The organism is Nonomuraea sp. NPDC005692 (assembly GCF_040631115.1).
Classification (GTDB): Bacteria; Actinomycetota; Actinomycetes; order Streptosporangiales; family Streptosporangiaceae; genus Nonomuraea.
Map to the genome: position 1 here is coordinate 443329 of NZ_JBEXYU010000001.1, position 23782 is coordinate 467110.

Annotated in this window: 24 protein-coding genes and 1 pseudogene; 11 read left to right on the forward strand and 14 right to left on the reverse strand. The window is 71.6% G+C overall.

From position 1 onward, the window contains the following. Positions 1-16: 16 nt before the first annotated feature. The gene (locus ABZ459_RS02065) at positions 17-3070 is read right to left on the reverse strand and encodes an AAA family ATPase (protein ID WP_357964694.1); all 3054 of its coding nucleotides are present in this window, start codon (positions 3068-3070) and stop codon (positions 17-19) included. A 10-nt stretch (positions 3071-3080) separates the two neighbouring features. Continuing rightward, positions 3081-3728, reverse strand: coding sequence for a hypothetical protein (locus tag ABZ459_RS02070; RefSeq protein WP_357964695.1), 648 nt, complete (start codon positions 3726-3728; stop codon positions 3081-3083). A 292-nt stretch (positions 3729-4020) separates the two neighbouring features. Between ABZ459_RS02070 and ABZ459_RS02075 the strand changes: the two genes are divergently transcribed. Beyond that, on the forward strand, positions 4021-4356 hold the full coding sequence (locus ABZ459_RS02075; RefSeq protein ID WP_352324894.1) for a carboxymuconolactone decarboxylase family protein: 336 nt from the start codon (positions 4021-4023) through the stop codon (positions 4354-4356). Here the strand turns inward: ABZ459_RS02075 and ABZ459_RS02080 are convergent. After that, entirely contained in the window at positions 4316-5464 is a 1149-nt protein-coding gene (locus ABZ459_RS02080; RefSeq protein ID WP_357964697.1) for a PQQ-dependent sugar dehydrogenase, read from the reverse strand. The genes ABZ459_RS02075 and ABZ459_RS02080 overlap by 41 nt on opposite strands. A gap of 46 nt (positions 5465-5510) precedes the next feature. On the opposite strand from ABZ459_RS02080, the gene ABZ459_RS02085 reads away from it, so the two are divergent. Beyond that, entirely contained in the window at positions 5511-6263 is a 753-nt protein-coding gene (locus ABZ459_RS02085; RefSeq protein WP_357964698.1) for an SDR family oxidoreductase, read from the forward strand. 110 nt (positions 6264-6373) lie between these two features. Here the strand turns inward: ABZ459_RS02085 and ugpC are convergent, their stop codons facing one another. Further along, positions 6374-7585 carry a sn-glycerol-3-phosphate ABC transporter ATP-binding protein UgpC gene (gene ugpC, locus ABZ459_RS02090; RefSeq protein ID WP_352357172.1) on the reverse strand — a complete coding sequence of 404 codons (1212 nt, stop codon included), beginning with the start codon at positions 7583-7585 and terminating at the stop codon, positions 6374-6376. 174 nt (positions 7586-7759) lie between these two features. Here ugpC and ABZ459_RS02095 point away from each other — a divergent pair, with 174 nt between their 5' ends. Then, entirely contained in the window at positions 7760-8842 is a 1083-nt protein-coding gene (locus ABZ459_RS02095) for a LacI family DNA-binding transcriptional regulator (protein WP_357964699.1), read from the forward strand. Between the two features lie 24 nt (positions 8843-8866). Here ABZ459_RS02095 and ABZ459_RS02100 read toward each other — a convergent pair whose 3' ends face one another. Beyond that, positions 8867-9664: an alpha/beta hydrolase gene (locus ABZ459_RS02100; protein WP_357964701.1), complete on the reverse strand. Its 798-nt coding sequence runs from the start codon at positions 9662-9664 to the stop codon at positions 8867-8869. A gap of 155 nt (positions 9665-9819) precedes the next feature. Here ABZ459_RS02100 and ABZ459_RS02105 point away from each other — a divergent pair, with 155 nt between their 5' ends. Further along, positions 9820-10770, forward strand: a complete 951-nt coding sequence (locus ABZ459_RS02105) for an alpha/beta hydrolase (RefSeq protein ID WP_357964703.1) — start codon at positions 9820-9822, stop codon at positions 10768-10770. Then, positions 10763-11926, forward strand: a complete 1164-nt coding sequence (locus tag ABZ459_RS02110; RefSeq protein WP_357964704.1) for an acyltransferase family protein — start codon at positions 10763-10765, stop codon at positions 11924-11926. Before ABZ459_RS02105 ends, ABZ459_RS02110 begins: the two co-directional genes overlap by 8 nt. On the opposite strand, the gene ABZ459_RS02115 is transcribed toward ABZ459_RS02110, so the two are convergent. Then, on the reverse strand, positions 11923-12408 hold the full coding sequence (locus ABZ459_RS02115) for a glutathione peroxidase (RefSeq protein ID WP_357964706.1): 486 nt from the start codon (positions 12406-12408) through the stop codon (positions 11923-11925). The two genes, ABZ459_RS02110 and ABZ459_RS02115, sit on opposite strands and share 4 nt — an antisense overlap. Positions 12409-12691: 283 nt before the next feature. On the opposite strand from ABZ459_RS02115, the pseudogene ABZ459_RS02120 reads away from it, so the two are divergent. Both ABZ459_RS02120 and ABZ459_RS02125 read left to right on the forward strand, forming a co-directional pair. Beyond that, positions 12692-12991, forward strand: a pseudogene (locus ABZ459_RS02120) (transglycosylase SLT domain-containing protein); the annotation flags it as partial. Positions 12992-13323: 332 nt separating this feature from the next. After that, the gene (locus ABZ459_RS02125) at positions 13324-13779 is read left to right on the forward strand and encodes a transglycosylase SLT domain-containing protein (protein WP_357964708.1); all 456 of its coding nucleotides are present in this window, start codon (positions 13324-13326) and stop codon (positions 13777-13779) included. Between the two features lie 40 nt (positions 13780-13819). Here ABZ459_RS02125 and ABZ459_RS02130 read toward each other — a convergent pair whose 3' ends face one another. After that, entirely contained in the window at positions 13820-14452 is a 633-nt protein-coding gene (locus ABZ459_RS02130) for a TetR/AcrR family transcriptional regulator C-terminal domain-containing protein (protein ID WP_352357184.1), read from the reverse strand. 89 nt (positions 14453-14541) lie between these two features. Between ABZ459_RS02130 and ABZ459_RS02135 the strand changes: the two genes are divergently transcribed. After that, positions 14542-15663, forward strand: coding sequence for a ferritin-like domain-containing protein (locus tag ABZ459_RS02135; RefSeq protein ID WP_357964710.1), 1122 nt, complete (start codon positions 14542-14544; stop codon positions 15661-15663). Between the two features lie 27 nt (positions 15664-15690). On the opposite strand, the gene ABZ459_RS02140 is transcribed toward ABZ459_RS02135, so the two are convergent. Next, on the reverse strand, positions 15691-16170 hold the full coding sequence (locus ABZ459_RS02140) for a nucleoside deaminase (RefSeq protein WP_357964712.1): 480 nt from the start codon (positions 16168-16170) through the stop codon (positions 15691-15693). A gap of 220 nt (positions 16171-16390) precedes the next feature. Here ABZ459_RS02140 and ABZ459_RS02145 point away from each other — a divergent pair, with 220 nt between their 5' ends. Together ABZ459_RS02145 and ABZ459_RS02150 are read left to right on the forward strand one after the other, a co-directional pair. Beyond that, positions 16391-18172 (forward strand): ABC transporter ATP-binding protein, encoded by a 1782-nt coding sequence (locus ABZ459_RS02145; protein ID WP_357964713.1) that lies wholly within the window; start codon positions 16391-16393, stop codon positions 18170-18172. Next, on the forward strand, positions 18169-20001 hold the full coding sequence (locus tag ABZ459_RS02150; protein WP_357964715.1) for an ABC transporter ATP-binding protein: 1833 nt from the start codon (positions 18169-18171) through the stop codon (positions 19999-20001). Before ABZ459_RS02145 ends, ABZ459_RS02150 begins: the two co-directional genes overlap by 4 nt. A gap of 54 nt (positions 20002-20055) precedes the next feature. Here ABZ459_RS02150 and ABZ459_RS02155 read toward each other — a convergent pair whose 3' ends face one another. The 6 genes from ABZ459_RS02155 to ABZ459_RS02180 form a co-directional block, all read right to left on the reverse strand. Beyond that, positions 20056-20496 (reverse strand): hypothetical protein, encoded by a 441-nt coding sequence (locus ABZ459_RS02155; RefSeq protein WP_357964716.1) that lies wholly within the window; start codon positions 20494-20496, stop codon positions 20056-20058. A 165-nt stretch (positions 20497-20661) separates the two neighbouring features. Then, positions 20662-20976 (reverse strand): hypothetical protein, encoded by a 315-nt coding sequence (locus tag ABZ459_RS02160; protein ID WP_357964718.1) that lies wholly within the window; start codon positions 20974-20976, stop codon positions 20662-20664. A gap of 50 nt (positions 20977-21026) precedes the next feature. Beyond that, complete coding sequence (locus ABZ459_RS02165; protein ID WP_357964720.1) at positions 21027-21356, reverse strand: DUF202 domain-containing protein; 330 nt, start codon at positions 21354-21356, stop codon at positions 21027-21029. Next, positions 21357-21683 carry a DUF202 domain-containing protein gene (locus ABZ459_RS02170; RefSeq protein ID WP_357964722.1) on the reverse strand — a complete coding sequence of 109 codons (327 nt, stop codon included), beginning with the start codon at positions 21681-21683 and terminating at the stop codon, positions 21357-21359. 47 nt (positions 21684-21730) lie between these two features. Beyond that, positions 21731-22117 (reverse strand): hypothetical protein, encoded by a 387-nt coding sequence (locus tag ABZ459_RS02175; RefSeq protein WP_357964723.1) that lies wholly within the window; start codon positions 22115-22117, stop codon positions 21731-21733. A 45-nt stretch (positions 22118-22162) separates the two neighbouring features. After that, on the reverse strand, positions 22163-23347 hold the full coding sequence (locus ABZ459_RS02180) for an aminotransferase class I/II-fold pyridoxal phosphate-dependent enzyme (protein ID WP_357964724.1): 1185 nt from the start codon (positions 23345-23347) through the stop codon (positions 22163-22165). Between the two features lie 172 nt (positions 23348-23519). Between ABZ459_RS02180 and ABZ459_RS02185 the strand changes: the two genes are divergently transcribed. Then, positions 23520-23777: a UBP-type zinc finger domain-containing protein gene (locus ABZ459_RS02185; RefSeq protein ID WP_357964725.1), complete on the forward strand. Its 258-nt coding sequence runs from the start codon at positions 23520-23522 to the stop codon at positions 23775-23777. Positions 23778-23782 lie beyond the last annotated feature (5 nt).

The window sequence follows — 23782 nt, forward strand, 5'->3', positions numbered from 1 at the left end:
CTAAGTGACCATGAGATCACCCATCGGCCCGGGTCCCGTTGCCGTTGCCGTCGTAGCCGAGCAGCCGCATGGCCGTGTCCGGGTCCATGGCCGCGGCCAGCAGCTGGGCCCGCCGGTGGGCCTCGTCGCGCTCGCGTTCCGCCTTGGCCTGCGCCGTCCGTACGCCCCTGACCGCCACGAACGCGAGCCCGGCGCCCACGACCACCCCGACGACCACGACGAACAGCAGGAGCAGCAGGGCCGGCGAGGCGAGCGCGGGAGCCGCCGCCACGTCGGCGCCCGCGCCGGGCACCGCGCCGGTCACCGCCAGCGCCGCGATCAGGGCCAGCGCGATCAGCCCGAGCAGGCTGGCCACGACCAGCCAGGCCCGACCGGCGCGCCGGCGCCGCCGGGGCTCGGCGACCGCCCCGGGAACCGGCCCGAAGCCCGCGTGCGGGACGGCGGCCGGAATCCCGGCCGGGACCGGGACCGCTGACGGTACCGCCGCCTGGACCGCCGCCGGGACCGCCGCCGGGACCGGGGCGGCCCGCGGGCCGGGCGCCCACGGCACGAACTCGGGCCGGTCACCGCCCTGTTCGACGCTCTGCCGGACGCCCTGCCCGACGCCCTGGTCGATCCGGGTGACCTCGGCCGTGATCACCTGCGCCACGGCCGTGCCGGCGCCTCCGGCCGGGGCGGCGAAGGCGACCGCCCGCGGCTCGGCCTCCGCCTCCACCGGGCCGGGCAGCTCGCGCTCGATGCGGCTGTGCTCCTTGTGCGCCCTGGCCGCGTCGCGGTGGTAGTCCTCCAGCTGCGCGTAGAGCTCGTCGGAGGCGTAGATCGTGCCGTCCACGAGCGGTCCGCGCTCGCCGCGGACGACGGCCACCACGTCGTCGCCGTTGAGCGTCTTGTGCGTCTCCAGGGCGTGCGCCAGGCACAGCACCTGCCTGCGGTGCTCCTCCAGCAGCCGCTCGGTCTTCTCCAGCAGCCGCACCAGGTTGAACTCGATGCGCTCGCCCAGCACGTCGGGGGTCAGGTCGGGCGCGGCGCGCACCGGCTCGCGCTCGGTGATGCCGATGCCGCCTCCCCCGCCGCCCCGGCCGCGCACGGCCTTGCCGCCGTGGATCTCCAGCTCCTGGAGCGCGGGCAGCGAGGTGACGCCGGAGCCCATCCCCCAGTACGACTCCATGAGCGCGGTGAGGAACGTGGCCGCGTGCAGGTCACCGGAGACGCCGGAGGAGTTGTCCTCGCCGAAGAACATGCGCTCGCCGGCCAGCGAGGCCAGGGAGACCATGATGTCGGCCTCGTACTCGGACTTCCAGCGGGTGAACTGGTCCTCGGGCTTGATCGAGGCGACCATGCCCAGGTAGTCGGCGCCCTTCTCGATGGTGGCGATGTCGATCTCCAGATGGAACCGGGTCACGTACGCCACCACGGCGTGGCACGCCTCGTGCACGGCCACGGCGTGCCGCTCCCGCTCGATGTACTCGACGTCCTCGGGCGGGCCGAGCTGCTTGAGCCGCTTGGCGCGCAGCACGTCCGACCAGGTGATGACCTCCCGCCCGTCGCGGATGGCGGTGATCAGCGACTCGTTGACCAGGTCCTTGATCGTGGCCCCGGTCGCGTACGGCGTGATCGTGGCCAGCTTGTCGATCTGCTCCCCGGTGAGCTCGTGGTCGACCTTGTCGAAATAGCCCTGGTACGTCCGCACCCGCCCGGCCTTGGACGGATAGCCGACCTTGTAGATGCGGTCGATACGGCCCGGCCGCAGCAGCGCCTCGTCCAGCGCGTCGGGCCGGTTGGTGGCCATCATGACGAGGATGCGGTATTTGGGCGGCGGCTTGGGCCGCATCCCGAGCAGCCGCCTGACCAGCCGGTTGAAGAAGCCGCGCGGCTTCTTGAGCCCGGACAGCTCGGTGAGCAGCGCCTGGAGGGTGCCGGGGTCGCCGCTGTTCATCATGCCGCCGCCGGCGAAGAAGCGCTCCCGCCAGGTGCCCGGCGGGTCGGCGGCCTCGCGCCGGCCCTTGACGGCCAGCGCCGAGCGGCTCTCCTCCGACAGGTACGTCATCCCGTGGCAGCCGGAGTGCGCCGAGAAGCCGCCCTGCCCGGGTGGCCCCTGCTGGGCCAGCTTGCCGCGCTTGCCGAGCGAGTCGGCCTCGTCGAAGAAGACGATCACCCCGCCGTACCGCAGCGCCAGCTTGCGCAGCTTCCTGAACAGGCCCTTGACCTTCAGGATGCCGACGCCCATGAACATGTTCGTGAAGGCTCCCGGATCCACGAACACGTACGGCTTGCCGGTCTCGCCCGCCACGGCCTCGGCCATCAGGGTCTTGCCGGTGCCGGGCGGGCCCCACAGCAGCAGGCCGCTGGGCACGTACCCGCCGCGACGCTCGATCTCGTCGGGCCGCTCCAGGAAGACGATGTTCTCCTGGACCCGCTCGACCACGTGGTCCTGGCCCCAGACGTCGGCGAAGCGGGTCTTGATGTCGTCGGGGAAGTACGTCTCCACGCCGCCCCTGGACAGGAACCAGAACAGGCCGACGAACTGGATGATGACGAAGAAGAACAGGAAGACGATCTGCAGCAGGAACGGCAGCGCCTGCCAGATCAGCGTCGGCGCCTGCAACAGGGCGACGAACGGGCTGACGTCCAGCACCGCCCCCGCCACCAGCGCGGTCAGCGTGACGAAGAAGGCGATCTTCAGGGCCCTGGAGATGCGGTATCTGGTCCAGTCGTCGAAGCGCCGGTGCGTCCACCGCTCGAACCCGCCGAAGACCTTCTGGCTCCAGAACCGGTGATAGCCCGACCAGTGCTCGCTGACGAGGAAGTGCAGTTGCCGCACGGCCTCGGCGCCGAGCAGCCAGAAGATCCACTGGTACTCGTAACCGACTTTCCAGGCCGCCTCGGGGAAGGCCACGACGCCCGTCCAGTCGGCCGTCACCTTCCAGGTGAGGATCAGGTAGGCCAGGACCAGCGCGACGAGGAACTTGCTCCGGTCCCAGAACTGCATCTTCTTCCTGGTCACGGAGTCCGGGTCGGAGGGCCCGCTGCCGGGTGCGCGCAGCCCTTCGTGCTGAAAGGTGGTGGTCACTGACGCCCCCTCATCCGGGCAGCCGGAGCAGCTTGAACGAACCCGCGATCTTGTCGAACTCGGCGCCGCGGTCGCGGTAGCAGGTCGCCCGGCAGCCGATGAGCATGACCGAGACCGTCGCGCCCTTCTCGTCGAGGATCGCGGTCTGGTCGAACGTCTGTACGTCGGCGCCGATCTGGTAGTTGAAGCGCACCCGTACGCCTCTGGCGCCGTTCTCCAGGGCGAGGACGTCGTCGCTGAGGAGCTCGAACTTGGCGAACATCGGCGGCCGGCCGGTGCTCATGGTCCGCTGCTCGTACAGCTCGCGCATCGGGTCCGTGACGGGCAGGACGAAGTCGCGCAGCCGGTTGAGCGAGATCGCGTCGCGCTGCTGCTCGGTGAGCTTGTGCACGGTGGCGTACACGAACGGCTCGGACGAGCTCAGCAGATGGTTGACCGACGGCTCGGCCGACTGGTCGAAGGCCGTGGACCAGACCCGCTGCGCGCGTGTCGCCGCCGCCAGCGAACCGGGTTGGTCACCCGTCAGATACAGTTCGATCGGATAGGCGTTGAGCTGCTTGAACGAGGCGGGCACCTTGAAATAGGTGGTCCCTTCCCTGTCCCGCACGTAGGTGAACTCCGGCTGCCCGCACGCCGACAGCACGAAAACCGCGACCATGAGCGCGATCCAAGCCCGTGTCCTTTTCACCAGGGCTTACCTCCGCTTTACGGACCAACGCAGTTGTTGTGCCCGCTTTCATGCGGAATGAGGCCGGATGCACGATGAGAAATCTTGACCAAATCTTGGCCATTGATTGGCTTTACTTGTTACAGATCACCAAATGATGGTATGGGCCAGGCCGCCACACTCTACGGTCGCCCGGGATACAACGTTCGTGCAACCCCCATTGGTAGACCACAGGAAGTAGCAAAGGATATGAGGACGCCCATCCCGAGCCCCGGAGCGCACCATGAAAGAACCCGCGATGGAGACCGTCGACTCCTTCGGCATGACGGCTGAGCGGCAGTTCGCCGACCTGTGGTCCAGGACCGCCCTGTCGGTCAAGGAGCGCCGGCTGCTCCTGCTCGGGCTGCTCGTCGGACAGGGGCTCGACGAGCTGACCGCCGTACAGCTCGACGTCGCGCTGCGGGCGGGCGACCTGAGCGAGAGCGAGTTGCGCGAAGTGGTGGTGTTCCTGACCCACTACGCCGGCTGGACCCGCGGATCGCGGCTCAACGACCAGGTCGAGGAGCTGATCGAGCGGGTCAGGCAGGCTCGATCCGGTAGAGCGGACCCCGCAGGCTGAGCGCGTAGAGCTCGCCGTCGAGCCCCTCGCCGAACGAGGACAGCTGCTCGACCCTGCCGATCTCGGCCGCCTTCGACGGCTCCCCCGCGGGCGCGGCCCTGACCCAGCCGGCGCAGAAGTCCCCGTACAGGAAGCTGCCGCGCAGCCAGGGCAGCGCGGCGCCGCGGTAGACGTACCCGGCGATCACCGAGCAGCTGCCGTCCTTGCGCAGGGGGTAGGTGATGACCGGCTCGGTCAGGCCGCGGCCCGTGCCGCCGCGGAAGGGCCGCTCGCCCTCGCGCAGGTTCCAGCCGTAGTTCTCGCCGCCCTTGGAGGCGGCCGGCTGGCGGTCGACCTCCTCCACCTCGTCCTGGCCGACGTCGCCGATCCACAGGTCGCCGCTGTGCCGGTCGAAGCCGAACCGCCAGGGGTTGCGCAGGCCGTAGGCCCAGATCTCGGGCCGCGCGCCGTCCTTCCCGGCGAACGGGTTGTCCCGCGGCACCTTGTACGGCCTGCCGCGCGGGTCGATGCGCAGGATCTTGCCCAGCAGCGTGCCGAGGTCCTGGCCGTTGCCCTGCGGGTCGCCCGCGCTGCCGCCGTCGCCGAGCCCTATGTAGAGATGGCCGTCGGGGCCGAAGGCGAGCTGGCCGCCGTTGTGGTTGGCGTACGGCTGCTCCTGGGTGAGCACGTCGCGCCGGCCGGTGGCACGATGCCCGTCGAAGGCCCATTCGGTGACGTGGGTGGCGCCGCGGGTGTCGGTCCAGTCGAGGTAGAGCCAGCGGCCCGAGGGATGGAAGGCCACGCCGAGCAGGCCCTGCTCGTTGCCGCCGCTCACCTCGCCCGACAGGTCCACGAGGACGTCGCCGTCCATGGCGCGCAGCCGGCCGCCCTGCTCGGCGACGTAGAGCCGGGCGTCGCCCTTGCGCACGGCGAGGGCGACCGGCCGTTCGAACCGGCCGATCTCACGGAAACGCACCTGCCGGGGAGCGCTTTTCGGCTCAGGGCTCGCCGGCGTGGAAGCCCGAGTGGCGGCCGGCGGGGCGGAGGACACGGTGGCCGGGCCGGGCGGGGGCGAGGCGGCCGAGCAGGCGGTGAGGGCCAGGAGGAGCACGGCCGCGAGGGGGCGCACGCCGTCCATACTCGCACGCCCGACCGGGGACGTTAAGGTTCAGGACATGCCAACCGCATTGATCACGGGCGCCACCGCCGGCATCGGCGCCGCGTTCGCCCGCCGCCTGGCCGCCGACGCCTGCTCGCTCGTCCTGGTCGCGCGCGACGAGCAGCGGCTCGTCCAGGTCGCCGACCAGCTCAGGCTCAGGTACGGCGTGCACGTCGAGGTGCTGCCCGCCGACCTGGCCACCGAGGAGGGCCTGGCCAGGGTCGAGTCGAGACTCCGCGACGGCGTCGACCTGCTGGTGAACAACGCCGGCTTCGGCCACCCCGGCGACTTCCTGAAGGTGCCGGTCGAGGACGAGCTGCGCATGCTCAAGGTCCACTGCGAGGCCGTGCTGCGGCTCACCCTGGCGGCGCTGCCCGCGATGCGCAAGCGCGACCGGGGCGCGGTGATCAACGTGGCGTCGGTCGCGGCGTTCTTCTCCCGCGGCACCTACAGCGCCTCGAAGGCGTGGGTGGTCAACTTCAGCGAGTCCGCGGCCAACGACGTGCGCAACCCGCGGATCAAGATCATGGCGCTGTGCCCCGGTTTCGTGCGCACCGAGTTCCACCAGCGGGCGTCCATGGACACCTCGGGCATCCCGGGGTTCCTGTGGCTGAAGGCCGACAACGTGGTCAGGGACGCCATGCGCGACCTCGCGCTCGGCAAGCGGGTCTCGGTGCCCGACCTGCGCTACAAGGCCATCGTGGCGATCGGCAAGCTGGTGCCGCACAACCTGGCCGGGCGCGTCTCGGCCCGGCTCGGCCGCCGCTGACCTCGGGGCGTACAACAAGGTGGGCCCCCGCCGCGGGAGGGGGTCGCGGTGGGGGCCCGGGACGGCCGTGAGGAACTCACGGCCGGGACCGGCAGATCCGGCTGGACCTGCTAGCGGTTGGCCTCGTGGCCGATGGCCAGGCCGCTCGTCGGGTCGAAGAAGTGCAGGTTGTGCGTGTCCAGGACCAGGTCGATGCGCTGGCCGGGGCGCACGTGGCTGCGGGCGTTGACGCGGGCGGTCCACAGGGACTTGTCGCCCACCAGCGGCAGCGCCGCCTCCTCGTCGTCGCCCGTGTCGGCGGCGGCGACGGTGTCCTTGTGCTCGACCGGCGGGGCGTCGATCAGGAACAGCACGTTGATCTCGGAGCCCAGCTCCTCGGTGACCTCCGCCTTGACGGGCAGGGTGGCCCAGCCGTTGGCGTGGTTGCCGGCCGAGTTGGCGTCCTCGAAGTCCGACGGGCGGATGCCGAGGATGACCTTCTTGCCGATGTACTGGTCGAGGCCCGGCTTGTCGGCGAACGCCGAGTCGGGGATCGGCAGGCTGATGTCGGCGAAGCGCACGACCGCGCCGTTGTCGCGGGCCAGCTCGGCGGTGACGAAGTTCATCGAGGGCGAGCCCATGAAGCCGGCGACGAACAGGTTGACCGGCTTGTCGAACAGGTTCTGCGGGGTGTCGACCTGCTGCAGCAGACCGTCGCGCAGGACGCAGACGCGGTCGCCGAGGGTCATGGCCTCGACCTGGTCGTGGGTGACGTACACGGTGGTGACGCCGAGGCGCTCGTGCAGGGTGTTGAGCGAGGCGCGCATGGAGACGCGGAGCTTGGCGTCGAGGTTCGACAGCGGCTCGTCCATGAGGAAGGCCTGCGGCTCACGGACGATGGCGCGGCCCATGGCGACACGCTGGCGCTGACCACCGGACAGGGCGGCCGGCTTGCGCTTGAGGTAGGTCTCCAGGCCGAGCATCTTGGCGGCCTCGTTGACCCGCTTCTGGATCTCCGGCTTGGGCATCTTGCGGAGCTTGAGGCCGAAGGCGAGGTTCTCCTCGACCGTCATGTGCGGGTAGAGCGCGTAGTTCTGGAAGACCATCGCGATGTCGCGGTCCTTGGGCGGAAGGTGGTTGACCACCTTGTCGCCGATGGCGATCTCGCCGCCGCTGATGTCCTCGAGGCCGGCGATCATCCGGAGCGCGGTCGACTTACCGCAACCCGATGGGCCCACCAGCACCATGAACTCGCCGTCCTTGATCTCAAGGTTCAGCCCGTTCACGGCCTTCACGCCACCGGCGTAGATCTTGTCGACGTTCGTCAGAACGATGGATGCCATGACATTCCTTCGCGCTCCAGGGCGATCGGCCCGGACGTTGGTTCTCGGTTCCCGTGGATACGTTTTCACGTATCTCACCCGAAACGGACATCCGTGTCAAGGGGTACCGCGTGACCAGCCTTTGTAGGCACGGCGCTCTTCCGGTGGACCGGAATCCATGATGGAATCGTTTCCATGGAGAAGCGGGCGACGATCAAGGATGTGGCCGAGGCGGCGGGCGTCGGCGTCGCGACCGTGTCCCGGGTGTTGTCGGGCGGCTCGGCCAGCCCCAGCACCAGGGAACGGGTCCTGGCCGTCGCCGCCCAGCTCGACTACCGGCCCAGCGCGCTCGGCCGCAACCTGCGCCAGCGCCGCACCGGCGGCCTCGGCCTGCTGGTGCCCGACCTCACCGACACCTTCTACGGGCAGCTCTGCGAAGGCGTGCTCGCCTGCGCCCGGTCGGCGGGCGAGCCGGTCGTGCTGGGCTCGACGGGCGGCGACCCCGAGCAGGAGGCCGAGCTGATCGGCATGCTGCTCGAACAGAGCGTCGACCGGGTCATCGCGGTGCCCTCCGGCGACGCCGAGACGTGGGCCCCCGCGCTCAGGGCGGGCATGACGGTGGTCTTCGCCGACCGCCTGCCGCCCGAGGCCGGGCGCGACGGCGACCGCGACCCCGCCGAGAGCGCCCTCGACGATCTCATGCTCCTCGACGGCGTGGCCCCCCGCGGGCGCGTCCCCGAGGGCGCCGCGCGGCCCCTGGACGTGCCCGCCGTCCTGGCCGACGACCGCGCCGGCATCCGTACGGCCGTGCGCTACCTGCGTGGCCTCGGCCACCGGCGCATCGCCTTCCTCGGCGGCCCCGGCCACGACCGGCGGGCCGCCGCCTTCCGCGAGGCCGTGGGCGCGCCGGTGGACGAGGAGCTGGTGGTGTTCGGCACCGGCAGCCGCGACTCGGCGTACGCCGCCGCCTCCGGCCTGTTCCAGAGCCGTCCCGACCTGTCGGCCGTCGTCGCGGGCGGGAACGTCCTGGGCGAGGCGGCCGTGCTGGCCGCCCGCGAGCTCGACCTGCGGGTGCCGAAGGACGTGTCGCTGGTGATGTACGACGACGTGCCCTGGGCCGAGCTGTGCGCCCCGCCGCTGACCGTGATCGCCCAGCCGGGCCGGGACATGGGATACCGCGCGTGCGAGCTGGTGCTGCGCGAGGGCACCCGGCGGGCGCGCACGGTGGTGCTGCCCACCGAGCTGATCATCCGCGGGAGCTGCGGCCCCCGCAGGTGACGTCGGCGTCACGGGGGCACGGTCTCAGCTCTCGCCGAGGACGTCCCGCGCATGAGCCTCGATCACCGCGGCCACCTCCCGGGGCGCCCTCAGGTGCGCGCCGTGCCCCTGCCCGTGGAGCGTGACGCGCCGGGCGCCGGGGATCACCTCCCGCAGGGCGTCGAGGCGCGCGCCGAGATGGGCGGGGCTGCGGTCGCCGCCGAGCAGCACCACCGGCGTGCGGATCGCCGCGTACGCCGCCCGCCGGTCGCCCAGGGCGTCGATCGCCAGCAGGTCGTCGATCTGGCGCGGCGCGCGCAGCCGCGTCGGCCGATGGCCGGCCACCGCCACGGCGGTCAGCCAGGAGACCGCCGGCGACAGGCCCACCACGTCCCTGAAGAAGATCCGCATCGCCCGGCCCGGCCGGCCCGCCGCCACCGCGGCCGCGGCCGCCTGGCTCGCCGCGCCGCCGAGCGAGGGTCCGAGGGCGACGGGCGGCTCGTACAGGACCGCGCCGGCGAAGGCGTCCGGCGCGAGGAGCAGGGACTCCAGCGCGGCCACCGCGCCGGAGGAATGGCCCACGAGCAGGACGGGCCCGCCGAGCGCCGCCGCCACCGCCACCGCGTCGGCGGCCTCCTGCGCCATGGTCGCGGGTCCGGCCAGATCCGGCCGGTACTGGCGGCGCCGGACGCGCACCACGCGGAACCGCGGCGCGAGCAGCCCCGCGACCTTGCCCCACTGGGTGCCGTCGTCGAGCCCCGCGTGCAGGACGAGGACGGCCGGGCCCCGCCCCTCCTCGACCACCCGGACGTCGGTCCCGTCGGCGGATGTCACCGTGAGCATGGCGCCTCCTCAGTGCGGCCACTGTACGCCTCCTCAGCCCCGTAATACCTCAGAGCTACGCGGAAGGTGCATCCCCTAGCGGGAAGCCGACTACAAGGCGTGATCCCTACCTTCGGTGCCGGAAGGAAGAACCAGCACGGAAGGGACCATCCGCCATGGCATCGCTCAGGAACCGCCTGCTCGCCGTGCTCGTCACCGCTTCGGTGGCGGTGCCCGCGTCCGGCGCCGGCGGGTCCGCGGGGGTGCCCGCGCCCGTTCCCGCCGCCGTGGCGCCGCTGCGCGCCGCGGCCCCCGCCGTGCTGGCCGCCGCACTGACCGAGCGGTACGCCGCCGGGCGCGCCGCCGTCCTGGCCGCCGAGCGCACCGCCGCCGCGCGGGGGCACCGCCTGCGGGCGGCGGCGCTGCGGGCCATGGCGGACCCCTCCCGCACGTTCCTGTCCTTCGACGGGCGCGACGGCGGCCGGACCGTGGAGGTCTTCGGCGACCTGGCGACGGCCCGGCGGATCGCCGTCCTGGTGCCCGGCTCCGACACGAACCTCGACCGGTACGGCCTCCTGCGCGCCGGCGCGACGCGGCTGCGCGAGACGCTCGGGGACGGCTCGGCGGTCATCGCCTGGGCCGGGTACCGCACGCCCGGCACGCTCAGCCTGGACGTGCTGACGCCCGCGCGGGCCGACGAGGCCGTACCCGGGCTGCGCGCGTTCGTACGGGAGCTGCGCGCGGTCAAGCCCGGCGCCCGGCTGTCGCTCGTGTGCCACTCCTACGGCTCGGTGGTGTGCGGACGGGCCGCGCCCGGCCTGGACGTGGCCGACATCGTCCTGATGGGCAGCCCCGGCGCGGGCGTCCCCGACGTCGCCGCGATGCGCACCCGCGCGGTCGTGTGGGCCGGGTGCGGCGGCGCCGACTGGATCTCCGGGGTGCCCCACGCGCTGGTCGAGCTGCCGTTCGTCACGGTCGGGCTGGGGGCCGACCCGGTCTCGCCCGGGTTCGGCGCCCGCGTCTTCGCGGCGGGCGACGGCGGCCACAGCGACTACCTGCGGCCCGGCTCCCCCGCGCTGACGGCCGTCGCCCGCATCGTCTCGGGAGAGGCCGCCCGCGATGTCTGACTCCTCCCTCCGCGCCCGCTCCGGCCCGCGCGGGCTCACCGCCCGCATCGAGGCCGGGACGCCGCCGGAACGCGACCGGGCCCTGGACGCCCTGCGGGCCCTGGCCATCCTCGGAGTGGTGGCCGGGCACTGGCTGGTGACCGCCGTGGTCAGCGACAGCGGCAGCCTGCGCGTCACCAGCCCGCTCAAGTACCTGCCGCAGCTCGCGCCGATGTCGTGGGCGTTCCAGATGCTGGCGATCTTCTTCCTGGTGGGCGGCCTGGTCGGGGCGAAGGGTCACCGGTCGGCGCGGGCGGCCGGCATCGGCTACGTCCCGTGGCTGCGCGGCCGGTTGGGGCGGCTGTTCCGCCCGGTGGCGGTCGTCGCGGCGGTGTGGGCCGTGGCGGCGGTCGCGATGCTCGCCTCCGGGGTGCCGCTGGAGGACGTGCGGCTGCTGGTCAGGATGGCGGCGGCGCCGATGTGGTTCCTGCTGGTGTTCGCCGCGCTGACGGCGGCCACGCCGCTGGCCGCCCGGCTGCACCCGGCCTGGCCGCTCGCGGCGGTGGCGGCCGCCGACGCGGTGCGGTTCGGGCCCGGCGGCCCGGAGTGGTTGTGGTGGGTGAACCTGGCGGCCGGCTGGCTGGTGCCGTACTGCCTGGGCGCGGCCTGGGCCCGCGGGGAGCTGCGGAGCCGGGCCACCGGCTGGACGCTGCTGGCCGGCGGCGCGGCCACGGCCCTGGCACTGGTGGTGTGGGGCGGCTACCCGGCGACCATGGTCGGCGTGCCGGGCGCCCCGGTCTCCAACCTGGACCCGCCTTCGCTCGCGGCCGTCGCCTTCGGGCTCGCCCAGTGCGGCGCGGCGCTGCTGCTGCTCGGCCCGCTGCGCCGGCTGCTGCGCCGCCCGGCCGCCTGGGCGCCCGTGGCCGTGGCGAACCTGGGCGCGATGACGATCTTCCTGTGGCACCAGACCGCGCTGATCGCGGTGACCGAGCTCGGCCTGCTGGCGGGCCGGGCGCTGCCCGGCCCGCCGGGCGGCGCCGCGCTGCCCGGCCTGCACACCCCGCCCGAGCAGCTCGGATGGGTGGCGGCCCGGCTGGCCTGGCTGCCGGTGTTCGCGGTGGCGCTGCTGGTGTGCTGCGCCGCCTTCCACACCTACGAACGCCGGCGGGCCCGCTAGAGCAGCTTCTCGATGGCCGCGACGACGGCCGGGTCGTCGGGGGCGGTGCGGGGGCGGAAGCGGGCCACGACGTTGCCATCGCGGTCGAGCAGGAACTTCTCGAAGTTCCACTGGACGTCGCCCGCCGCGCCCTCCTCGTCGGCGGTCTCGGTGAGCGCCGCGTAGAGCGGGTGACGGCCGGGGCCGTTGACGTCGGCCTTGGCCAGCAGCGGGAAGTCGACGCCGTAGGTCGCCGAGCAGAACTCCTGGATCTCCTCCGCCGTGCCGGGCTCCTGGCCGGCGAACTGGTTGCAGGGCATGCCGACCACGCTGAAGCCGCGCGGGCCGAAGTCCTGCTGGAGCTGGACCAGGCCGGAGTACTGCGGGGTCAGGCCGCAGCGGGAGGCCACGTTGACCAGGAGCACGGCCTTGTCGCCGGCGAGGTCGCCGAGCGTGGTGGGGTCGTCGGCGAGGGTGCGGAGCGGGATGTCGCGAAGGCTCATGATCTGAAGCTTACAGAACGATGCCGGGCGCAGATTGTGACCTATTCCTCATTTTTCCGGCGAAACCCCTGAATATCAATATGTCGTGATCTTGGAATTGCGCCTAATTTTTCATGGTCAATTAGGAAAGAAGGGAGTTTGTCAGGCAGGGTGACGCGGTCCCCGTCCCCTTCGAAAGGGAATCCGCATGCCCATGCTCCGCCGTACCGGTGTCCTGGTCCTCGCCGCCACGCTCGCGACGGTGACCGGCACCACGGCCGCACAGGCGCAGAGCTCCCAGAGCAGTGGCAGGAACAAAGCCATCGCCAAGTCCCTGGCCGCCCAGCGCGGCTGGGGCGCCGCGAGCTACGGCTGCCTGGTCAGGCTCTGGGCCAGAGAGAGCGGCTGGAACCACAGGGCCGGCAACCGGTCGGGCGCCTACGGCATTCCGCAGGCACTTCCGGGCCACAAGATGGCCTCCTCGGGCGCCGACTGGCGCACGAACCCACGCACCCAGATCCGGTGGGGTCTGGGCTACATCAAGCAGCGGTACGGCTCGCCGTGTCGCGCGTGGGCGCACTTCCAATCCCACAGTTGGTACTGAGCCAAACCCCAGGTACGTCCGCGTTTTTACTCAAGGACATGCCATATAGGCGACGGGCCGGGCAATCCTGGCCCAGCGAGATCGCCCTTTATCCGAATTGAGCGCGCAAACACCTGTCCTTCGCGTGTCGAGATCGCGGCCCGCGGTCACGGCCCGTAATAGGAATCGTGCTTGAGGACACGTCGTGGCGCCTTCCGGGCCGTCCAGCACGATCGGGCGGTACAGATCCCGGGAGGCCGCGCGGACCCTCCGCGTCCGAGCCACGGACGCCGGACCGGCAGGGCGCCCCGAGGGGGCGCCCGTCCGCACGCGACCCGATAGCAAGGATCGCCTTGGACAGCAAACGCGTGCTCAGCGGCACTCTTCTCACTATCAGCGCGTTCGGCGTCAGCACCGGCCCGGCCTGGGCGGAGTCCCGGCCCCCGGTGATCAAGATGCGGACCTGGACAACGTCAGCGCAGCCGAAGATCGCGGCCGTACGGCCCGCCGGAAGAAACAAGAAGATCGCTCTGGGGCAGGTCGTCCAGCGTGCGTGGAACTACCGGGAGTTCCGCTGCCTGGACAACCTGTGGACCAGGGAGAGCAATTGGAACCACCACGCGCTCAACCGGTCGTCGGGCGCCTACGGAATCCCGCAGGCGCTGCCCGCGGGCAAGATGAGCGGCGCGGGCAAGGACTGGCGGTCCAACCCCGAGACGCAGATCCGCTGGGGCCTGGCCTACATCAAGGGAAGGTACGGCAGGCCCTGCGGCGCCTGGGGGCACTGGAGATCACACAACTGGTACTGATCTCCGCTCTGGAGGGCATCCGGGTCACCCGGGTGCCCTCCTACTGACCCGCGTGCACCGCGATGGCCTGGATGAGCAGTTCGACCCCGAACTCGAACTCCGCCTCGTGGTCGCACTCGGCCAGCAGCGGCGCCAGCGCGCTCACCTCGGGGAACAACGCCGGATCGACCACGGCGGCCTCGACCGTGCGGCTGTGGACGGGCGCGAACGTGGGCGTCACGCCGACCTCGCGCAGCAGCGAGCCCACGATGAAGGCGATGAACATGCGCAACATCCGGACGGCGTCGGGCCCGTCGAAGCCCGCGCCGCGCAGCGTGGCCAGCGCCCGCTCGACCGGCAGCAGCCCGGCGTGGGAGTGGAGCTGGCGGCTGACCACCACCATGGTCGAGCGCGGATGGTGGTGGGCGATCTGCCGGAAGGCCCGCGCCTGCGCCCGCACCCGGTCGGTCCAGTGGGCGTCGGGGTCGTCGGTGAACTCGATGCCGCTCAGCACGCTCTCGGCCACGCCGTTGAGCAGGGCGTCCTTGTTCGGCACGTGGTTGTAGAGGGACATCACGCCGACGCCGAGCTCGGCCGCGATGCGGCGCATGGAGACCGCGTCGGCGCCCTCGCGCTCGATGAGGTCGATGGCCGCGGCCACGATGCGGGGCCTGGACAAGGGCTCGGTGGTCATAGCTCATTCTATTGACGCACGTACACCGTACGTGCAAGGGTCGAGCCGTGGACGTACACCGTACGTAATCCCCCTCGCGGAGGTCCCCCATGTCGACGCACGATCTCTACACCCTCCCCGCCGAGCTCTCCACCTGGGACGTCGGGATGGCCGGCGCCAGCCGGTTCACCTGGGAGTACGACGAGGGCCGCGACCGCATGCTGGCCTTGTACCAGAAGGGCAAGGACAAGCAGTGGGACTCGGCCAAACGCATCGACTGGGACCTGGAGGTGGACCCGTACAACGTGCTCGGGATCCCCGACACCACGATCGCCATCCACGACACCCCGCTGTGGCACCGGCTCGGCCCCCAGCAGCGCCAGGACGTGCGGCTGCACGGCGCGGCCTGGCAGTTCTCCCAGTTCCTGCACGGCGAGCAGGGCGCGATGATCTGCTCGGCCCGGATCGTGGAGTCGGTGCCCGACCTGGACTCCAAGTTCTACGCCGCCACCCAGACGATGGACGAGGCCCGCCACGCCGAGACCTACGCCCGCTTCCTCCAGGAGAAGGTGGGGCTGGCGTACCCGATCAACGAGCACCTCAAGGCGCTGCTGGAGAGCACGCTCAGCGACTCCCGCTGGGACATGCCCTACCTCGGCATGCAGGTGCTCATCGAGGGCCTGGCCCTGGCCGCGTTCGGCGTCATGCGCGACATCACCACCAAGCCGCTGCCCAAGCAGATCCTCGCGTACGTGATGCAGGACGAGGCCCGGCACGTCGCCTTCGGCCGGATGGCGCTGCGCGACTACTACCAGAACCTGTCGGAGTCCGAGCTGCGCGAGCGCGAGGACTTCGTCATCGAGGGCTGCTACCTGATGCGCGACCGGCTGCGCGGCGCGGAGTCCTGGGAGCACCTGGGCCTGTCCAGGGCCGAGACCGACGAGGTCATGCGGGCCACCGACCAGTCGGAGTACCTGCGGCTGTTCCGCTCGCTGCTGTTCAGCAGGATCGTGCCGTGCGTCAAGGACATCGGGCTGTGGAGCCCGCGGCTGCAGCAGGCGTACGCCGACATGGGCGTGCTGGAGATGGCCGGCCAGTCGCTCGACGCCCTCATGAAGCAGGACGAGGACATCGCCGACAAACTGGACGAGGCCCGCTTCGCCGCCGAGGAGGCCGAGCGGCACGCCGAGGTCGCCGACACGATCGCCCTCGGCTCGTCCGGTACCGACTGACCGGCGGACGCGCCGCGCCCGCCGCCCTCACCGCGCGCCGTGGAAGCGGCGGTGCAGCTCGTGCACCTGTCCGGCCAGCTCCGGGACGGGCCCGTCCACCGCGACGCCCGGCGCGACGGCGTTGACCGGCAGCGTGCTCACCGGCGGCGCCGGCACGCCCAGCTCCGCCAGCCAGCCGGCGAGCTGCGCCGACGACGCCACGTAGACGATGCGCCCGAGGCCCACCCAGGCGTGGGCCGCCGCGCACATCGGGCAGTGCTCCCCGGAGGTGTAGACGGTGGCCGCCGCCCGCTCGCCCGGTGTCAGGTTGGCCGCCGCCCACCGTGCCAGTTCGAACTCCGGATGCCGGGTGCGGTCGCCCCCGGCCACCCGGTTGTGGTCCTCGGCCAGCACGGCGCCGTCCGCGGCGACCAGCACCGACCCGAAGGGCTCGTCGCCCGACTCCAGCGCCTCGGTGGCCAGCTCGACACAGCGCCGCAGGTACGGCAGTTCACTTTCGTCGATCATTGCGACTTCCTGTCCGGTGAGAAAGGTGAGCGGAAAGGACAGCTCCGCCTTAGCGTGGGCCGCGCCCGAGCCGCAGGTGGACGTGTGCCCGGCCGCCCGGACGACGGCGGGCGCGGGGCCGCCGGACGAGCCGTGAGGGTCTCGTTTCCGCCCGTAACCTGCAGAAACCCCCACATTTACCGCAAAAAATGGGTTGATCCCACGTATTAATCTGGATGGGATGCCTCCCGATACTGACACACCTCGCCGTCCCCTGCTCTCCTCCAACTCCCTGTGGCGGATGAAGTCCTACCTCCGCCCGTACGCCGCCAGACTGGTGCTCATCTGGCTGGCCGCGATCCTCAGCATCGCCGCGAGCATCGCGCTCCCCCTGATCAGTGAGAAGGTCATCGACGGTCCCGTGACGCGGGGCGACTCCGACGGGCTGCTCCCGCTCGGTCTCATCGCCCTGGGCGTGGGCGTCGTGGAGGCCGGGCTGATCTTCCTGCGGCGCTGGACCCAGGTCAAACCCGTCCTCGGGCTGGAGACCGCGATCCGCGACGACCTCTACGAGCACCTGCAGCGCCTGCCGATGGGCTTCCACGGCGACTGGCAGTCGGGCCAGTTGCTGTCGCGGGCCACGACGGACCTGTCCACGATCCGCCGCTTCCTCGGCTTCGGCATGCTCTTCCTGGTGATGAACATTCTCCAGCTCATCACGGTGACCGTGCTCCTGCTGAACAAGTACTGGCCGCTCGGGCTGCTGGTGCTGGCCTCGGCCGTGCCGATCGTGTGGACGTCCCTGCGGTTCGAGAAGCGGTACATCAAGATCTCCCGGCAGGTCCAGGACGAGCAGGGCGACCTCGCCACGCTCGTCGAGGAGTCGGCCATCGGCATCCGTACGATCAAGGCGTTCGGCCGCCGCCACCACGTCTACGACCGGTACGACGAGGCGGCCCGCAAGGTGTACGGCAGCTCGGTCGACAAGGCCACGCTGTCGGCCAGGTTCTTCGCCTTCCTCGAAGTGATCCCCAACGTCACCCTCGCCCTGGTGCTGCTGCTCGGCGCGCTCGCGGTGGGCTCCGGCTCGATGACGCTGGGCACGCTGGTCGCCTTCACCACCCTGATGCTCCAGCTCGTCTGGCCGATCGCCAGCCTCGGCTACATCCTGGCCATGGCCCAGGAGGCGATGACCTCCGCCGACCGGGTCATGGAGGTCATGGACACCGTCCCGGCCATCGAGAGCGGCAGCCGCACGATCGAGCTGCCCCGGGGCCACCTGCGGTTCGAGGGCGTCGGGTTCGCCTTCCCCGGCGCCGACGAGCCGGTGCTGCGCGACGTCTGGCTGGACGTGCGTCCCGGCGAGACGGTCGCGATCGTGGGCGCGACCGGCGCGGGCAAGACCACGCTGACCGCGCTGGTGCCCCGGCTGATCGACGCCACCACGGGCCGCGTCACCATCGACGGCGAGGACGTGCGCGACCTCGACCTGACCACCCTGCGCTCGCTGGTGGCCACCGCGTTCGAGGAGCCGACGCTGTTCTCGATGAGCGTGCGCGAGAACCTCATGCTCGGCCGGCTCGACGCCACCGAGGAGGAGATGGCCGACGCGATCGCCACCGCCCAGGCCGGCTTCGTGTACGACCTGCCCTGGGGCCTCGACACCCGCATCGGCGAGCAGGGCCTGTCGCTGTCGGGCGGGCAGCGGCAGCGGCTCGCCCTGGCGCGGGCGGTGCTGAGCAGGCCGCGGGTGCTCGTCCTCGACGACACCCTGTCCGCGCTCGACGTGGAGACCGAGGCGCTGGTGGAGGAGGCGTTGCGGCACGTCCTGCGCGAGGCGACCGGCATCGTGGTCGCCCACCGCGCCTCGACCGTGCTGCTGGCCGACAAGGTGGCGCTGCTGCGCGACGGCACCATCACGCACGTCGGCCGCCACCACGAGCTGCTGGCCGACGTGCCCGAGTACCGCGAGCTGCTGGCCCAGGACGCCGACTTCGACCCCTCGGAAGGAGCCCTGCGATGACCACCGCCCCCGTCTCCTCCTGGCGCGGCGTCGCCTCCGAGGAGCAGGACGAACTGCCGGAGAAGGTGTCGGTGCTGCTGCGGGAGCGCTCCCGCAGGCTGCTCGGCGACCTGCTGCGTCCCTACCGCAAGGCCATCGCGGTGCTCACCGCGATCATCGTCGTCTCGAACGCCGCGGCGCTGGCGATCCCGTACCTGGTCAAGGTGGGGATCGACGACGGCATCCCGCCGATGACCCGCGGGTCGGGGCCGTCGGTCCTGCTGGTCGTGGTCGGCGTGATCCTGGCCGCGGCCGTCACGCAGGCGCTCACCCGGCAGGCGTTCCTGCGCCTGTCGGGGAAGATCGGCCAGAGCGTGCTGCTGGAGCTGCGCAGGCGGGTGTTCGACCACTTCCAGCGGCTGTCGCTGAGCTTCCACGAGAAGTACACCTCGGGCCGGGTCATCTCCCGGCTGACCTCCGACATCGAGGCCATCTCCGAGCTGCTCCAGTCGGGCTTCGACGGGCTGGTCAAGGCGGTGCTGACGATGTTCGGCACGGCCGCGCTGCTGCTCGTCCTCGACGTGCACCTCGGCCTGGTGGCGCTGGTCCCGCTGCCGCTGCTGCTGCTGTTCACGCGGTGGTTCCGGCGGCAGTCGGTGATCGTCTACCGGCGGACGCGGGAGACGGTCGCCCTGGTGATCGTGCACTTCGTGGAGTCGATGACCGGCATCCGCGCGGTGCAGGCGTTCCGCAGAGAGCCGCGCAACCAGGAGATCTTCGCCCAGCTCAACGACGACTACCGGGACGCCAACGCGCGCAGCATGGTCCTGGGCGCGGAGTTCATGTTCGGCATCAAGCTGATCGGCAACCTGACCGTGGGCGGGGTGCTGCTCTACGGCGGCTACCTGGCGATCCAGGGCGAGGTCACGGTCGGCGTGCTGGCCGCGTTCCTGCTGTACCTGCGGCAGTTCTACGAGCCGATGCAGGAGCTCAGCCAGTTCTACAACACCCTGCAGTCGGCGGGCGCGGCCCTGGAGAAGCTGTCGGGCGTGCTGGAGGAGGAGCCGGGCGTGCCGGAGCCGCGCCGGCCCGAGCCGCTGCCCCAGCAGGCCCGCGGCATGGTCCGCTTCGAGGACGTGCGCTTCGCCTACGTCGAGGAGATGCCGATCCTGCCCGGCCTCGACCTGACGATCCCCGGCGGGCAGAGCGTGGCGCTGGTCGGCGCGACCGGCGCGGGCAAGACGACGCTGGCCAAGCTGATCTCCCGCTTCTACGACCCGACCGCGGGCCGCGTGCTGCTCGACGGGGTCGATCTGCGCGACCTGGACGAGACGACGCTGCGCCAGGCCGTGGTCATGGTGACGCAGGAGAACTTCCTGTTCAGCGGCACGGTCGCGGACAACATCAGGTTCGGCCGGCCGGACGCCACCGACCGGCAGGTCCGCGAGGCGGCCAAGGCGATCGGCGCGCACGAGTTCGTCGCCGGGCTGCCCGACGGCTACGACACCGAGGTCGGCAAGCGCGGCGGGCGCATGTCGGCGGGCCAGCGGCAGCTCATCGCGTTCGCCAGGGCGTTCCTCGCCGACCCCGCGGTGCTCATCCTCGACGAGGCCACCTCCAGCCTCGACGTGCCGAGCGAGCGGCTGGTGCAGCGGGCGCTGCGCACGATCCTCGCCGACCGCACCGCGCTGATCATCGCCCACCGGCTCTCGACCGTGGAGATCGCCGACCGGGTGCTGGTGATGGAGGCCGGCCAGGTCGTCGAGGACGGTCCGCCCGACCGGCTCATCGCCGCCTCGGGCCGCTTCGCCGGGCTGCACCGGGCCTGGCTGGAGAGCCTGAGCCAGTGACCGCGACGCCATCGGCCCACCGCGCGGGCGGGGGGCCGATGGCGGACGGGCGCGCTAGTGGTGGGCGGGCGCGACGGCCACGAGGTTGCGGTACAGCTCGTACCCGACGAAGAGGGCGACGGGCACCCCTACCGCGACGAGCAGCCGACCGGCCGAAGGCATCCCGGACAGGGGCGCCTTCGGCTCCTCCAGCACCGGACCCGACGCGGCGCCGAGCTCGGGCACGAGGTCCGGCAGCACCTCGGGCGCCGGCCGCAGCTCGGGGTGCCTGGCCAGGTAACCGCTGGGGAACGACGTCACGTGATAGGCGCCGCATCCCGGGCAGCACGTGCCCGACCAGGGGGGCTGCACGGCAACGCCGGAGCTGAGCCAGATCTCGACCTGATTGCCGTGGTCGTCGGCGAAATGCCGGACGACGAATTCCTCCTCCCAGACACGCAGACAGCGCAGGCACTCGAAGGGCCAGGTCTCGCGGGTCTCGAACCCGTCGCGCACGAGGATCACCCCCGGCTGGGATTCGGTGGTCTAGACCTGAGTCTGCGCCTGACCCCGCGCCTGCGCAAGGCGCACCTTATGACACTTCAAGCTACGAAACGCTTACCAAGTGTCATGGTTTAGCGCCGTTTTTCGGCACTTGCCCGCCCGCCGTCGCGTCCCGCGTCAGTACGGACGCCGCGGCGGAACCGGGCTGAGCAGCGGCGTCGCGTCCGGCACGACGGGCTCGTCCGACCGGAACAGCTCCGGATGGCGGGCGAGATAGCCGGCCGGGAACGTGGTGGTCTGCTGACAGCCGCAGTGCGGGCAGATCACCCCGTACGACGGCGGCGGCACCACGAGCCCGTCCCTGAGCCAGATCTCGGCGGCGTTCCCGTGTTCGTCGTCGACGTGCCGGACGAGGTAGTCCTCTTCCCAGACGTGCCAGCAACCGCGGCACTCGAAGGGCAGGGTCCTGCGTTCTTCCTCCACTGAGGTCACCCCCTCACTACGAGTGTCCGCCTCCCCTCCGGCACATCGCAAGCCGGGGGTCACCGGACCGTGAGCACGAAGGTGACCGCGCCGAGCACGACGCTGAGGGTGCCGAGCCAGGCGAACAACGCGTCGAGACCCGCGTCGATGGGCCGCCCGCCGTGCAGGGCCTCCTGGACCCGGCGGAAGCGCACGCCCGTCCTGATCAGCAGGACCGCCCCGCAGAGCGCGGCCAGCGCGAACCCCGCGACGGCCACGGCGGGCAGGCCGTGGCGCACCGCGAGCCCGGCGGCGCCGAGCCCGCCCGTGGCCAGCGCCACGGCGGTGCGGACCCAGGCGAGGCGGGTGCGCTCGCTCTGCAGGCCCTCGTCCCAGATCTCCTGTGACATCTACACCGACAGGATGATGAGCACGAGGGCGACGATCGCCACGGTGGCGACGCCGTACCCGAAGACGGCCGCGAGAGCGGGCGGCGGGAGCGGCGCCTGGTTGCGCAGGGCGCGCTGGATGTTGCGCCAGCGCGGATAGGCCATGCCCGCCGCCAGCGCGGACAACGACACCAGCATGACCGCCAGCACCGTGCGGACCCACGGCACGAACACGTCGGAGGGCACCGCCGCCATGGCCACCCCGCCCGCGCTGAGCGCCAGCGCCGTGCTCAGCCACGTCAGGAAGGTGCGTTCGTTGGCCAAGGTGAAACGCGGGTCGGGTTCCATGCCTTATATGGTAATTCGTCCCCTTTTCCCCTAGAGAGAGCGGGATTTCAGCTGCACGCCTTGGCGACCTGCTGGGCGTAGTCGACCGCCTCGCTGCCCACCTTCTGGGCCGCGTCGACGGCGTCGTTGACGTTCTGGACGTTGATCCCGGCCAAAGTCTTGGCAAGGTCTTCGCTGGCCTGCTTGAGCGTGGTGTTGGCGGCCTTGTCGGCCACGTCGTTGAGCTTGCCCGCGGCGTCGTCGAGCGCCTTCTCCATGGCCTTGGGGTCGTCGGTGAGGTCCTTGACCTTGGCGGCCAGCTCGGTGACGATCTTCGGCGCCTCCAGACACGCCTGGGCCTTGTCGATCGTGTCGTTGACCTCGCCGCACCCGGCGGCCAGGACGCATACGGCGAAGAGCGCCAGGGGCACGAACCGGCTCTTGATGAGTCGCATACCTCGACCTTACCCAGCGCCCCGCGCCCGCGGCGGCGCGCGCGTTCAGCGAAGGAGCCCCGATCGAGGGCCGGCGACGGCGAAGGCGGCCGTGATCCGGTCGAGCTGGGCGTCGGTGTGGGTGGCGGTGATGCTGACCCGGATGAGCGCCTGCCCCGGCGGCACCCCCGGCGAGATCATGGCCGTGGTGAACACCCCTTCGTCGAACAGCTCCCGCCACAGCCGGAAACACATCAGGTCCTCCCCCACCGGCACGGCGATGACCGGACGGTCCGACGGCACGACGGCGTACCCCAGCCCGGCCAGCTCGCCGCTCAGCCGCCCGGCCGCCGCCCGCAACCGGCGCCGCCGCTCCGGCTCGGCCGCCACGATCTCCAGGGCGGCCAGCGCGGCGGCGGCGCAGGCCGGTGACAGCGCGGCGGTGAACACCATGGACCGCGCGTGGTGGCGCAGGTAGAGGATGATCTCCTCCGGTCCGGCGACCGCGCCGCCGATCGTGCCGAACGACTTGGAGAAGGTGACGGTCTGCACGTCCACGGCCTCCTCCAGGCCGTGCGCCTCGGCGGCGCCGCGACCGGCGTCACCGAGCAGGCCGGCGTCGTGGGCGCTGTCCAGCACGACGCGGGCTCCGTACGCGCGGGCGAGCTTGGCGATGCCCGGCAGGTCGCACACGTTCCCCGAGGTGGAGAACATGCCCTCGGTCACGATCAGCCGGCCGGCGTCCGGGTCGACCGCGGCCAGCAGCCGTTCCAGGTGGTCCATGTCGTTGTGCCGGTAGCGGCGTAAGCGCGCTCCGCCCAGGCGTACGGCGTCGATGAGGCACGCGTGCACCAGCCGGTCGCCGATCACCACGTCGCCCGGCCCCAGCAGCGCGCCCAGCGCGAGGTTGGCCAGGTAGCCGGCGCTGGTCACCATGACCGCCGGACGTCCGAGGAACTCCGCGAGCCGCGCCTCCAGCTCCTCGTGCAGCGCGAGGGAGCCGTTCGTCAGCCGCGAACCGCCGCTGCCCGCCCCGAGCCGCCGGACCGCCGCGACGGCGGCCTCCTTGACGCGTGAATCCCCCGAGAGCCCGAGATAGTCGTTGGACCCGGCCTGCACCAGCACCCGTCCGCCGACCACCACCTCCCCGCCGCCCGGACGCTCCTGGATCGGGTGGTAGTAGGGATAGACGCCCAGCTCCTTGACCGGCTGGTACCCGGGCAGACGACACTTCGCGAACACATCGGCCATGCCTTCTCACTCCCCTGAGTGCGGCCCCCTGAGAGAAGTCTGGTCGACCACCCCGCGAACCGCGCGGAACCCCTCCGCCGAAGGCCCGGCGCGCACAGTGTTCTGGCTGGTCAGGGCCCGTACAGGAGGTCTGGGCGGAAGGCGACGGCGGCCGGGTCCTAGGATCTGATCCATGGCAATGTGCGAGCATCTTTCCCAGGCCGATGACCCGGCGGCGAAGACCCCAGAGGGCTGCGAGGAGTGCCTGGCCACCGGCAGCCGATGGGTGCATCTGCGGCGCTGCCTGGAGTGCGGCCACGTCGGCTGCTGCGACTCCTCGCCCAACAAGCACGCGACCAAGCACTTCCACGAGACCACGCACCCGGTGATCCAGTCGTTCGAACCGGGCGAGAGCTGGCGCTGGTGCTTCGTGGACAACCAGATGGGCTGACCCGG

What these genes read in the sequence shown, in the direction of transcription:
- ABZ459_RS02110 (WP_357964704.1), top strand. Translation starts at nt 10,763, where the DNA reads ATGTCTGACTCCTCCCTCCGCGCCCGCTCCGGCCCGCGCGGGCTCACC.
- ABZ459_RS02115 (WP_357964706.1), bottom strand. Translation starts at nt 12,408, where the DNA reads ATGAGCCTTCGCGACATCCCGCTCCGCACCCTCGCCGACGACCCCACC.
- ABZ459_RS02165 (WP_357964720.1), bottom strand. Translation starts at nt 21,356, where the DNA reads ATGTCACAGGAGATCTGGGACGAGGGCCTGCAGAGCGAGCGCACCCGC.
- ABZ459_RS02075 (WP_352324894.1), top strand. Translation starts at nt 4,021, where the DNA reads ATGAAAGAACCCGCGATGGAGACCGTCGACTCCTTCGGCATGACGGCT.
- ABZ459_RS02150 (WP_357964715.1), top strand. Translation starts at nt 18,169, where the DNA reads ATGACCACCGCCCCCGTCTCCTCCTGGCGCGGCGTCGCCTCCGAGGAG.
- ABZ459_RS02185 (WP_357964725.1), top strand. Translation starts at nt 23,520, where the DNA reads ATGGCAATGTGCGAGCATCTTTCCCAGGCCGATGACCCGGCGGCGAAG.
- ABZ459_RS02070 (WP_357964695.1), bottom strand. Translation starts at nt 3,728, where the DNA reads ATGGTCGCGGTTTTCGTGCTGTCGGCGTGCGGGCAGCCGGAGTTCACC.
- ABZ459_RS02105 (WP_357964703.1), top strand. Translation starts at nt 9,820, where the DNA reads ATGGCATCGCTCAGGAACCGCCTGCTCGCCGTGCTCGTCACCGCTTCG.
- ABZ459_RS02135 (WP_357964710.1), top strand. Translation starts at nt 14,542, where the DNA reads ATGTCGACGCACGATCTCTACACCCTCCCCGCCGAGCTCTCCACCTGG.
- ABZ459_RS02085 (WP_357964698.1), top strand. Translation starts at nt 5,511, where the DNA reads ATGCCAACCGCATTGATCACGGGCGCCACCGCCGGCATCGGCGCCGCG.
- ABZ459_RS02175 (WP_357964723.1), bottom strand. Translation starts at nt 22,117, where the DNA reads ATGCGACTCATCAAGAGCCGGTTCGTGCCCCTGGCGCTCTTCGCCGTA.
- ugpC (WP_352357172.1), bottom strand. Translation starts at nt 7,585, where the DNA reads ATGGCATCCATCGTTCTGACGAACGTCGACAAGATCTACGCCGGTGGC.
- ABZ459_RS02100 (WP_357964701.1), bottom strand. Translation starts at nt 9,664, where the DNA reads ATGCTCACGGTGACATCCGCCGACGGGACCGACGTCCGGGTGGTCGAG.
- ABZ459_RS02145 (WP_357964713.1), top strand. Translation starts at nt 16,391, where the DNA reads ATGCCTCCCGATACTGACACACCTCGCCGTCCCCTGCTCTCCTCCAAC.
- ABZ459_RS02130 (WP_352357184.1), bottom strand. Translation starts at nt 14,452, where the DNA reads ATGACCACCGAGCCCTTGTCCAGGCCCCGCATCGTGGCCGCGGCCATC.
- ABZ459_RS02140 (WP_357964712.1), bottom strand. Translation starts at nt 16,170, where the DNA reads ATGATCGACGAAAGTGAACTGCCGTACCTGCGGCGCTGTGTCGAGCTG.
- ABZ459_RS02180 (WP_357964724.1), bottom strand. Translation starts at nt 23,347, where the DNA reads ATGGCCGATGTGTTCGCGAAGTGTCGTCTGCCCGGGTACCAGCCGGTC.
- ABZ459_RS02095 (WP_357964699.1), top strand. Translation starts at nt 7,760, where the DNA reads ATGGAGAAGCGGGCGACGATCAAGGATGTGGCCGAGGCGGCGGGCGTC.
- ABZ459_RS02170 (WP_357964722.1), bottom strand. Translation starts at nt 21,683, where the DNA reads ATGGAACCCGACCCGCGTTTCACCTTGGCCAACGAACGCACCTTCCTG.